Genomic DNA, 11,542 nt, shown 5'->3' with positions numbered 1-11,542 from the left:
CGCTAAACCTTAAGCGCGATCGACGCGCACCACGCGCCCCTTGTCGATGGCAAGCGCCAGGTGGCCTTTCTTGAGCGCCAGCGCCGCTTCACCGAACAATTCCCGGCGCCAGCCGTGTAAGGCGCCAACATCGGCATTGTCATCGGCTGCAATTTGCTCGAGATCGTCCACGGTCGCGATCACCTTACTGGCCACGGCATGCCGCTCGGAGGTCATGCGCAGCAGCACCTTAAGGAGCTCCACGGTCGCAGAGCCGTTGGCGTTGCCACGCGGCTTGTCGAGCTTGGGCAAGGTCGTGAGATCGCGCGCCAGTCCGCGTTTCACGGCGGCAATGATGTCCTGTCCCCATTTCGACTTGTCGAAACCCTTCGGCAGGGACCGGAGATTGGCGAGGCGTTCGAGGGTGGTGGGCGCGTGGGTTGCGATATCGCCGATGGCGTCATCTTTCAGGACCCGGCTGCGAGGGACATCGCGGGTCTGGGCTTCCTGCTCGCGCCACGCCGCGACTTCCATCAAAACCGCGAGTTCTTTCGGCTTGCGGACGCGGGTTTTCAGGCGCTCCCAGGCACGCTCAGGATGGACGTCGTACGTCTTCGGCGAGGTCAGGATGTCCATCTCCTCGCTCACCCATTCGCTGCGGCCGCGTTTTTTCAGGTCTGCATCGAGTGCCGCGAAGACATCGCGCAAGTGAGTCACATCGGCGACAGCGTACAGGATCTGCTCCTGGGTCAGCGGGCGCTGCGACCAGTCGGTGAAGCGATGTGTCTTGTCGGGGCGGTGGCCTGTGACCCGCTCCACAAGCTGGTCATAGGCGATCGAATCTCCATATCCCAACACCATGGCGGCAACCTGCGTGTCGAACACAGGATGCGGGACAATGTTCGCGCGATGCCAGATGATTTCGATGTCCTGCCGTGCCGCGTGGAAGACCTTGAGTACCTTCTCATTGCCCATCAGTTCGAAGAATGGGGTCAGGTCGATGCCTTCGGCCAAGGCATCGATCACGACAGCTTCCTCCGCGCTCGCCATCTGCACGACGCAAAGCAGCGGATAATAGGTCGTCTCGCGCAAAAACTCGGTGTCGACGGTGATGACGGGGTGCTGGGCGAGGCGGTGGCAGACGGCGGTGAGTTCGCCTGTTGTTGAGATAATTTCCATGCGGGGCTTATTACCGCTTTGAGCGAAATTATCCATGCGAAAATCGGCAAGTGTCCCGAATCCGAAGTTCGCCTCATACTGCAGCCACCTCCTAGCGAACTTCGGATTCGAAAGGACACTAGCAAATCTATGATTCTAGTGTGGTTTAGGTTCAGAAGTTCGCTAGAAGGACTCGCAGAGAAAATGAAGCGAACTTCTGAACCACCACACTAGCGGACAGGCCGTCAGGACATGGCCCGGGCGGCCACGGGCCGTCGTGAACTTGTTCCACGGCGTGCGCGACCAAATCGGCAGTTGTCGCAATGCACACGTCGAGGAGACTGTAGTGGTCCGGAGCGTTTTTTCGATGGCCGGCGCAGCCGGCTTATTAGCCGCGATTTTGGCACCGGCTAAGGCTGGAGCGAACACCCTGAATATCCACGTTCGCCCTCATCTTCAGGTCAACACAACGCTTCATGTCGATGTTAAGCCGCGTCTCTATCGCGATGTCGCTTTTACGGAATCCTGCGTCAATTACCCAAAGCGCAATGACCATAGCGCGACGGTCCGCAAGCGGTGCCGGCTGGACGACTGACGACCGCACCGCAGCCATGCAGTCCGTCAGAAGGGCTGCGTCAAGGCGGTTGTCATGATTAGCTGCAAGGCCATTGGGGACCTTGCACGCATGATTACCGGACTTGACCACGTCGTATTGCTTGTTCGTGACATCGACGCTGGCGTTGATGCCTATCAAACGCTGCTTGGCTGCGCACCGTCATGGCGAACACAGAGCCACGGCGCGGCAACCGCGTTGTTCACTCTGGCGAACATGTCGTTGGAATTGATGGCGCCGTCCGGCGAGGGCGCCGCCGGAGAACGGGTTCAGGCCGCACTTGATAAGCAGGGTGAGGGGCTGGCCAGCCTCGCTTTCGCAGTTGCCGATGTCACGAAGGCGCATCGCCGCCTGACGCGCCTTAGCCTCGCGCCCGACGCTATCACCGAGGGACAGAGCCAGGATTCAACAACCGGGGCTTCGATGTCATGGCAGCGCATGCGGGCATCCGACGACTTGACCCATGGGGTCCGGATGTTCTTTCTCCAGCGTTCCGAACCGTTGGGCCGGCCGGCTGATCCGGCTTCCGATGCGGTTGAAGCCCTCGACAGCCTGGTTCTCAGCACCCCAAGCCCTGACCGCGCGGCTGCGCTGTATGGAGCCCGGCTCGGCCTCGACATGGCCCTCGACCGGACTGTTCCCAACCTGGATACGCGGTTTCTGTTCTTTCGCTGCGGCGACGACCTCATCGTTGAAATTATCCATCGTTTGAAAGACGGCGTCGGCCAGGGCCCCGACAAGATCTGGGGCCTGTCCTGGCGGACCATGGACATTGCCGCCGCGCGGGAGCGGTTGCGAAGGGCAGGATTGGAGGTTTCCGAGATCCGGGATGGCCGCAAGCCTGGTAGCCGGGTTGCCACCGTTAAGACGGGAACCTTTGGTGTCCCGACGCTGCTGATCCAGCAGGGCGTGAGGTGACAGCTTCGGCCTGACAATTGATCAAAAAGGCTGCTCGGGGCTTGAGTTCCGGATCCGAAGTTCGCCTCGTCATGAAGCGCGCTCCGCAGCGAGCGTCGAATCTGAAAGAACCTCAGCAAATCTATGATTCTAGGGAGATTTATGTTCCGACCTTCGCTTGAAGGGTGCGCGGCTCGCTCGAAGGGGCGCGCAGCGAAAGTGAAGCGAACTTCCGAACACCACACGGGTTGTTTTCCTTAAACTTTCCGCACGGTTGCAGCGCATCATCGGCCACATTCGGTTGCCGCGTTCCGCCCGCTCGGGTAAACCCTGCGCGCGCCCCCGTGAGCGCATATTCCCGATTCTGCCCTCTGAGCCTTTTCCAGGATTTTCATGCATCGCTATCGTTCCCACACTTGCGGCGCTCTCCGCGAAGCCAACATCGGCCAGGAGGCTCGGCTGTCAGGCTGGTGTCACCGCATCCGCGACCATGGTGGCGTTCTGTTTATCGATCTGCGCGACCACTATGGCCTGACGCAATGTGTGATCGATCCGGATTCTTCGGCGTTCAAATTGGCCGAAACCCTGCGCTCGGAGTGGGTGGTGCGTTTCGACGGCAAGGTGCGTCGGCGTCCCGAAGGCACCGACAATCCCGAATTGCCGACCGGCACGGTTGAGCTCTTCATCAATGAGATCGAGGTGCTTGGCGAAGCCGGCGAATTGCCGATGCCGGTGTTCGGTGACCAGGAATATCCTGAAGAGATAAGGCTTAAGTATCGTTTCCTCGACCTTCGTCGCGAGCGGCTTCACCAGAACATCATGACGCGCGGCGCGATCGTCGACTCCATGCGCAAGCGCATGAAGGAATCCGGCTTCTTTGAATTCCAGACGCCGATCTTGACGGCGTCATCGCCGGAGGGCGCGCGGGACTTCCTCGTGCCGAGCCGTATTCATCCAGGCAAGTTCTATGCGCTGCCGCAGGCGCCGCAGCAGTACAAGCAACTGTTGATGATGTCGGGCTTCGATCGTTACTTCCAGATTGCGCCGTGCTTCCGCGATGAGGACCCTCGTGCCGATCGCTTGCCCGGCGAGTTTTACCAACTCGATCTCGAGATGAGCTTCGTCACGCAAGAGGATGTTTTTGCTGCGATGGAGCCCGTCATCACCGGTGTGTTCGAGGACTTCGCCAAGGGCAAGCCGGTGACCAAGAACTGGCCGCGCATTCCGTTCGCGGAGGCGCTGCGCAAATACGGCACCGACAAGCCGGACCTACGCAATCCGCTGGTGATGCAGGACGTCTCCGAGCACTTCCGCGGCTCGGGCTTCAAGGTGTTCGCCCGCATGCTCGAAGACCCGATCAATCAGGTCTGGGCAATCCCAGGTCCCGGCGGTGGTTCGCGCGCGTTTTGCGATCGCATGAATTCATGGGCACAGGGCGAGGGCCAGCCCGGCCTCGGCTACATCATGTGGCGCGAAGGCGGTGAGGGTGCTGGTCCGCTGGCCAACAATATTGGCCCAGAGCGAACGGCGGCGATCCGCGAGCAGTTGGGCCTCAAGGAAGGTGACGCTGCGTTTTTCGTAGCGGGCGATCCGTCGAAGTTCTGGAAGTTCGCCGGTCTCGCGCGAACCAAGGTCGGCGAAGAGCTGAACCTGATCGACAAGGATCGGTTCGAACTCGCGTGGATCGTTGATTTCCCGATGTACGAATACAACGAGGATGAGAAGAAGGTCGACTTCTCGCACAATCCGTTCTCGATGCCGCAGGGCGGTCTGGAAGCGCTCCAGACCCAGGACCCGCTGACCATCAAGGCGTTTCAGTACGACATCGCCTGCAACGGTTATGAGATCGCCTCAGGCGGTATCCGCAACCATCGTCCACAGGCGATGGTGAAGGCGTTCGAGATCGCAGGTTATGGCGAGGAGACCGTCATCGAGCGTTTCGGCGGCATGTATCGGGCCTTCCAATACGGTGCGCCGCCGCATGGCGGTATGGCCGCGGGTGTGGACCGCATTGTCATGTTGCTCTGCGGCACGAACAACCTGCGCGAAATTTCGCTGTTCCCAATGAATCAGCGCGCGGAAGATTTGCTGATGGGGGCTCCTTCGGAAGTGGCACTTAAGCAACTGCGGGAGCTTCACATCAGGCTCAATCTGCCGCAAAACTGATTTGTAAGAACAATCATCGATATCAATTTCGAGTAGACGTGCTGAGGACTTAAGGTATGGCGTCAACGTTGTCTGAAGAACTGCGCCTCGCGGCGTTGGCCTATCACCGCAACCCTCGTCCTGGAAAACTCGAAATCCAAGCGATCAAGCCGCTTGCCAACCAGCGCGACCTCGCGCTGGCGTATTCTCCGGGTGTCGCCGCAGCATGCGAGGCCATCGCCGCCGATCCGCAGGAAGCGGCATCACTGACGGCGCGCGCCAATCTGGTGGCAGTGGTCAGCAACGGCACCGCGGTCCTCGGCCTCGGCAACATCGGTCCACTGGCCTCCAAGCCGGTGATGGAAGGCAAGGCGGTTCTCTTCAAGAAATTCGCCGGCATCGACGTCTTCGACATCGAGATCGCCGCCGATACCATAGCGCGGGTGGTCGACACCGTTGCTGCGCTGGAGCCGACCTTCGGGGGCATCAACCTCGAAGACATCAAGGGGCCGGAGTGCTTCGAGATCGAAGAGCAGTTGAAGGCACGGATGAAGATCCCGGTCTTCCACGACGATCAGCACGGCACCGCAATCATTGTCTGCGCTGCGATCCGTAACGCATTGATCCTCAACGGGAAGAACATCGAGGACGTCAAGATCGTGGCGTCCGGCGCGGGCGCTGCCGCCATCGCCTGCCTCAATCTGCTGGTCTCGCTCGGTGCGAAACGCGAGAACATCTGGGTCTGTGACATCGACGGGCTTGTCTATGAAGGGCGCAACACGCTCATGGACAAGTGGAAGGCGGTCTACGCACAGAAGACCGACAAGCGGACCCTCGGGGACGTGATCGGCGGCGCGGATATCTTCCTTGGTGTTTCGGCGGCCGGCGTGCTGAAGCCGGAGATGGTCGCGCAGATGGCGGACAAGCCGTTGGTGATGGCCCTTGCCAACCCGACGCCCGAGATTATGCCCGATGAGGCGCGCAAGGTGCGTCCGGACGCGATGATCTGCACGGGCCGTTCGGACTTCCCCAATCAGGTGAACAACGTCCTCTGCTTCCCCTTCATTTTCCGGGGGGCACTTGATGTCGGCGCCACCGCGATCAATGAGGACATGAAACGTGCCGCCGTCGACGCGCTGGCGCAGCTGGCGCGTGATCCGCCGTCGGATGTCGTGGTTCGCTATGACAGTGGCGAGACCCAGGGCTTCGGTCCAGGTTCGCTCATTCCGAGCCCATTCGACCCGCGCCTGATCCTGCGCGTCGCCCCTGCCGTCGCAAAGGCGGCCATGGAGTCCGGCGTCGCCACCCGGCCGATCGTCGATTTCGACGCCTATACCGAGCAGCTCGACCGCTTCGCATTCCGCTCCGGCCTGGTGATGAAGCCGGTGTTCGCCAAGGCCAAGACCCAGCCTGTCCGCGTCATCTACGCCGAAGGCGAGGATGAGCGCGTGCTCCGCGCCGTCCAGGTCGTGCTTGAGGAAAATGTGGCGCGGCCCATTCTGGTCGGCCGTCCGTCGGTCGTGGCGTCGCGGATTCAACGCTTCGGTCTGTCGATCAAGCCCGGACAGGATTTCGATCTGATCAATCCCGAAGACGATCCGCGCTACCGTTCCTATGTACAGAGCTACATTGATGTGGCGGGCCGCAGCGGCATCACCCCCGATGCCGCGCGGACCTTGGTTCGTACCAATGCGACGGTGATCGCGGCACTCGCCGTGGTCCGCGGCGAGGCAGACGCCATGCTCTGCGGCGTCGATGGGCGCTACATGAGCCATCTTCGCCGTATTCGCGAGATCATTGGGGTATCTCCCGGCCTGGAAGACTTCTCAGCGCTGTCTTTGGTGATCACCAGCAAGGGCGCGTATTTCATCGCTGACACGCAGATCCGTCCCAACCCGACCGCCGAGGAATTGGCGGAGATGGCAGCCCTGGCTGCCGTCCACGTCCAGCGCTTCGGGGTGACGCCGAAGGTGGCATTCCTCTCGCACTCGGATTTCGGCAGCTACGATACGGAATCCGCCCGCAAGATGCGCCGCGCGACCGAGTTGCTCGCGAAGGACCACCCGGAAATCGAGGCTGACGGCGAAATGCAGGGTGATACGGCGCTGACCGAATTGTCGCGTCAGTTGGTGCTTCCGCATTCGCGCCTGGAGGGCTCGGCCAACATCCTGATCATGCCGAACCTCGATGCGGCCAACATCGGCTACCAGATGATCAAGGTTCTGGCTGGTGCGTTGCCGGTGGGGCCGATCCTGATCGGTCCAGCACGGCCCGCGCATATCCTGACGCCGTCGGTCACCGCACGTGGCATTCTGAACATGACCGCCGTTGCCGCCGTCGAAGCACAGGAACGAGCAGGGCGACAGCAGCCGACGCTATTCGGGTGAGCATAAGTCCTGTATATCAGGACTGTACTCATCCCAACGAGGTCGGCCGATGTCTGCTCTTGTCTCCCTCGGGCGTGTTTTGTTTGTCGTCTTGTTCGTATTTTCCGGCGCTTCTAAGCTTTTCGATATCGCGTCCACCACCCAGGCCATCACTGACAAGGTGGCCATTCCTGCCATGCTTGCGCCTTATGCAACGCAGCTTGAGGGACTGGCCGGGATGCCGACCGCGCAAATCCTTGCCATCCTTGCGGGAGTGGTCGAGGTCGTTAGCGGATTGATGATCGCCCTCAACTTTGGGGCGCGGTTCTTCGCCATCCTGCTGGTGTTGTTCGTCGCGGTGACGACGTTCTACTTCCACAACTTCTGGGACATGACGGGTGCTGATCGCATCAACAACATGATTCATGCCTTGAAGAATCTGTCCCTGATCGGAGGGCTGCTCATCATTGCCGGCTATCCGCGAAATGCAGCGATGATGGAAAAGAGCAGCTATTCCAGCGTCTCTGACACCCAGTATTGAGCCTGCCATTCGCTTGTACGCAGCGTTTTGTTCGGGCCGCGTACAACGCATCAAGTGAGAGGGAACCGCTACGCATCGCGCGCGGTTCTAATTTCTTATAAATTTACCAATCACGTTTAATTCATGCAGTCGGGCCAATCTGGGGGACGACATGCTTGATCGCGTGAGCGCTACGGCGCTTTTGAAATCTGTCATTGCTGCGATGGCAGCCTGCGTCATCATCCTGCTTGCAACGTCGGCATGGCAGTCGTGGAGCACCCTGGATGCAACCAGCCGCATCGCCACGATCGCGGATGCATCGGGACAGGCGTTCAAGGCGATGCACAATCTGCGGACCGACAGGTCGTCGACAGTTCGCACCTTGAACGCCGAGGGGACGATCATCCCCGAGATGGACAAGTACATCCGGAGCATTCAGGACAGAGAGATGCCGGCGTTGAGCGCCGCGATCAATATTCTCGGGTCGATGGAATTCCCGGAAAAAGGGACATTGCTGCCGGAGTTGTCTCGTTTGACCAACTCCCTGACTTCGATGCAGAAGGAATTCTGGGACGCCGCCAACAAGCCGAAGGCATCGCGCCGCGCAGGTCTCGCGAAGGAATATTCGGAGACGACAACGGCTCTCATCAGCGTGCTGGACAAGATTTCGAACCAGCTGGCTGCGCTGGTCAATCACGCCAATCCCGTTGTCGACCAGTTGTTGTCGATCAAGCAGATGGCCTGGATTCTCCGCAACACCGCCGGCGACGCTTCGCTGCTTGTGTCGAACGGTCTCGGGGCCGGTAAGGTCTCCGGCGATGCCCAGTTGCACTACACCAAGTTCGTCGGCGGGATGGATGCCGCTTGGTCCGCTCTCGAAAGCTCAGCGGCTGGAATGAAATTGCCCGCGGCACTCGAAAGTGCGATCGCTGCCGCCAAGACGGCCTATTTCGACCCGCAATACATGTCGCTGCGCGACCGGCTGATGTTTGCTTTGTCGACCGGTGAAAAGCCCGAACTCACTGCTGCGCAATGGTCGCCCTTGACCGTTGGTCGGATGGCGAGTGCGGTGGTCGTCGCAGAGCAGGCGTTGGACGCCGCAAAGCATTATGGCAAGGAACTTCATCAAGACGCTCTTCGCGCGCTGATCATCCAACTGATCCTGCTGTCCGGCGCCGTCGCCATGGGTGTGCTGAGCATCATTGCGGTGAGCCGTCGTGTCATCAAGCCGCTGCAGTCCATCCAGGATGCGATGCTCAAAGTCGCCAGTGGCGATCTCTCGGTCGACGTTCCGTTCGCTCAGCGCCGCGATGAAATCGGCGCGCTGGCCGGAGCGCTGGAGACCTTCAAGCAGAACGCTGTTGAAAAAGAGCGGATCGAGGCGGATCAACGCACGCGCAATGCACGGGGCGCGTCGCGCCAGCAGGCCATCGAGGCGCATATCGGGATGTTCGAACAGCAGATCGGCGAAGTGCTCGATGCCTTCAGCGAGGCTTCGGACCAGATGCGACAGACCTCGCAAGGCATGTCCGCCATCTCGATGCAGACGAACACCCAGGTGCGCCAGGCGGCGAAAGCATCAGGCGACGCCTCCGCCAACGTGCAAAGCGTGGCGGTCGCTGCTGAAGAGCTCAGCGCGTCCATCAATGACATCAGCCGTCAGGTGTCCCATGCCGCGAATATTGCCGGGCGTGCGGTCGATCAGGCTCGCCAGACCGACGCGACGGTTCAGGGGTTGTCGGAGACGGCAAGCCGCATCGGAGATGTGATCAGCCTGATCAATGATATTGCTGGTCAAACCAATCTGCTGGCGCTCAACGCCACCATCGAGGCCGCACGCGCGGGTGAAGCAGGCAAGGGGTTTGCCGTCGTCGCGTCCGAGGTGAAGTCGCTCGCCAGCCAGACTGCCAAGGCGACTGAGGAAATTTCCCAGCAGATCGCTGCGGTTCAGAAGGTCACCCAGGAGGCGATGGAGGCGATCAAGGGCATCGGCGGGACCATTTCCGAAGTCAGCGAGGTCGCGACCGCCATCGCGGCTGCGGTTGAGGAGCAGGGCGCCGCGACCCAGGAGATCACCCGCAACACCCAGCAGGCTGCGCAGGGGACCATGGATGTCTCCAACAACATCGCGGGGGTCACAGAAGGGGCCGACGCCACGGGTGCATCTGCTGAGAATGTCAACGCCGCAGCCGCGGCACTTGGCGAGCAGGCTCAACAACTGCGTGGCCGCGTGACCGAGTTCCTGGGGAACATCCGGGCAGCGTGATCGCTGCCGTTTAATCCCGGCTCCAGGCCGTCACGTCGACCTTGCCGATCGCATCGAGCAGGCGTGTCTCCGTCGGCTTGAGGCCGTGTGATTCCAGGATCGCTTCCGCCGATCGTTCTGGAATGCCGGGAAAGGCCCCGATCCCATCGGGGATCGTTACGCTATGGGCTTGCGACAGCCAGAATGTCTCGTAGCGATCCATGAACATGTCGAACACCACCGGGCCGCCGATGATTGCAGCGGTACCCGACGTGACGCCGGCCTGACGGCAAGCATCCTCGAAGGTCGCGCGCGCCGGATTCCACAACGTGGCTTTGGGATTGTCCGGATCAGGGGCCAGCGCACTGACTGATCGCGTGAGGACAATGCGCGTCCTTTGTGGCGATCTCTCCTGATCTTCGAACGAGTTCTTGCCGTGAACGATGAGATCGGCCCGGTCGAGCGCACTTTCGAAGAATGTCTGATCCGCATCGAACTTCAACGACGACGGCATGACCCGGTTCGCATCCGCCAGCATGCCGTTGGCGGATACGATGACATAACCTTCAATTCGCATGAGATATTGTTGTTTCGTCCTTGAGAATATTGGTTGTTTGCCGTCATTCGGAAATCGTCTGCACCACGCTGTTGAGCGGGCGGGTGCTGACCGTCGGCAATTTGACGTTCTTGGTCACTTCCTCATCGTACTGCGCAATGGTCTGGACAGGGGCCTTGGCTTTGACCTGCACAACCTTGTAGCCGCCAGCCTTGAGCCGTTTCATCAGTTCCGGCAGCGCTTCCGCAGTGTGCTTCTGGAAATCGTGCATCAGCACAATTCCTTTGCCATGCTTATCGAGCTTCGTCATCACCGTATCGACGATTTTTTCCGCCTTGCTGGCCTTGAAGTCGAACGAGTCGAGATCGCACGACCAGATGGCGATGTTGCGTTCGCCGAGATAGGTCACCATTGCGGGGGGATGCTGGAGAGCTGGGAAGCGAAAGAACGGTGAGGGCGCGCTGCCAAGGGCCCACTTGACCGCGCTGAAGCCCTTTTCAATTTCTTCCTTTTGTTGAGCTTCGGTCAGCTTCTTGTTGTTCAGATTGGCATGGGACCATGTGTGCGAGCCGACGGTGTGGCCCTGCTCGACGACCTGCTTGAGGATTTCAGGATAGTAGGTCGCGTGCTTTCCAATGGGAAAGAAGATCGCCTTGGTGCATTCGTCGGCCAGGGTTTTCAGCACGGACGGTGTATTGACCGGCCACGGACCATCATCGAACGTCAGCACCACTTCCTTGTCGCGGAGAAAGTCCAGTTGCTTGAAATGCTCGAAGCCGAAGCCGGGACCGCCGGTGGTATCGATCGCGACGACCCGCGAGACGCCAAGGGCATTCGGATTGGCGCAATTGGCTTTGGCCGGCGTCGGAGCAGGTGGCTGAGTTGGAGTGGCAGCCGGAGCAGGCGCTGCTGCCTTTTGCGGCGCGGCTTGCGCCGAACGTGGAATAAGCGACTGCGACCATGCGCTATCGAATGCACACACAGTTGCGATCGTTGCGACAATGACACTAGCCTTGATGCGCATGGCATCCCCCTCGACGTTGGTCAGTCATTGGGCAGGCGG

Annotated in this window: 9 protein-coding genes; 6 read left to right on the top strand and 3 right to left on the bottom strand. The window is 60.3% G+C overall.

Annotated features, from left to right (window positions below; all coding sequences use genetic code 11):
- Window positions 1-9: 9 nt before the first annotated feature.
- Window positions 10-1,158, bottom strand: a complete 1,149-nt coding sequence (rnd, locus tag ACP0KA_RS26175) for a ribonuclease D (RefSeq protein WP_424631877.1) — start codon at window positions 1,156-1,158, stop codon at window positions 10-12.
- A gap of 346 nt (window positions 1,159-1,504) precedes the next feature.
- On the opposite strand from rnd, the gene ACP0KA_RS26170 reads away from it, so the two are divergent.
- The 6 genes from ACP0KA_RS26170 (at window position 1,505) to ACP0KA_RS26145 (ending at window position 9,944) form a co-directional block, all read left to right on the top strand.
- On the top strand, window positions 1,505-1,732 hold the full coding sequence (locus ACP0KA_RS26170) for a hypothetical protein (RefSeq protein ID WP_424631876.1): 228 nt from the start codon (window positions 1,505-1,507) through the stop codon (window positions 1,730-1,732).
- Window positions 1,733-1,822: 90 nt separating this feature from the next.
- Window positions 1,823-2,668: a VOC family protein gene (locus tag ACP0KA_RS26165; RefSeq protein WP_424631972.1), complete on the top strand. Its 846-nt coding sequence runs from the start codon at window positions 1,823-1,825 to the stop codon at window positions 2,666-2,668.
- A 372-nt stretch (window positions 2,669-3,040) separates the two neighbouring features.
- The gene (gene aspS / locus ACP0KA_RS26160) at window positions 3,041-4,813 is read left to right on the top strand and encodes an aspartate--tRNA ligase (protein ID WP_424631875.1); all 1,773 of its coding nucleotides are present in this window, start codon (window positions 3,041-3,043) and stop codon (window positions 4,811-4,813) included.
- A gap of 56 nt (window positions 4,814-4,869) precedes the next feature.
- Complete coding sequence (locus ACP0KA_RS26155; protein ID WP_424631874.1) at window positions 4,870-7,179, top strand: NADP-dependent malic enzyme; 2,310 nt, start codon at window positions 4,870-4,872, stop codon at window positions 7,177-7,179.
- Window positions 7,180-7,228: 49 nt separating this feature from the next.
- The gene (locus ACP0KA_RS26150; protein WP_424631873.1) at window positions 7,229-7,699 is read left to right on the top strand and encodes a DoxX family protein; all 471 of its coding nucleotides are present in this window, start codon (window positions 7,229-7,231) and stop codon (window positions 7,697-7,699) included.
- 151 nt (window positions 7,700-7,850) lie between these two features.
- Window positions 7,851-9,944 carry a methyl-accepting chemotaxis protein gene (locus ACP0KA_RS26145; protein ID WP_424631872.1) on the top strand — a complete coding sequence of 698 codons (2,094 nt, stop codon included), beginning with the start codon at window positions 7,851-7,853 and terminating at the stop codon, window positions 9,942-9,944.
- 10 nt (window positions 9,945-9,954) lie between these two features.
- Here ACP0KA_RS26145 and ACP0KA_RS26140 read toward each other — a convergent pair whose 3' ends face one another.
- Both ACP0KA_RS26140 and ACP0KA_RS26135 read right to left on the bottom strand, forming a co-directional pair.
- Window positions 9,955-10,500: a dihydrofolate reductase gene (locus ACP0KA_RS26140; RefSeq protein WP_424631871.1), complete on the bottom strand. Its 546-nt coding sequence runs from the start codon at window positions 10,498-10,500 to the stop codon at window positions 9,955-9,957.
- Between the two features lie 43 nt (window positions 10,501-10,543).
- Window positions 10,544-11,503 (bottom strand): polysaccharide deacetylase family protein, encoded by a 960-nt coding sequence (locus ACP0KA_RS26135; protein ID WP_424631870.1) that lies wholly within the window; start codon window positions 11,501-11,503, stop codon window positions 10,544-10,546.
- Between the last annotated feature and the right edge of the window lie 39 nt (window positions 11,504-11,542).

This window comes from Bradyrhizobium sp. SYSU BS000235, assembly GCF_049747295.1.
Taxonomy (GTDB): Bacteria; Pseudomonadota; Alphaproteobacteria; order Rhizobiales; family Xanthobacteraceae; genus Afipia.
This window is presented reverse-complemented; position numbering and strand designations above follow the sequence as displayed.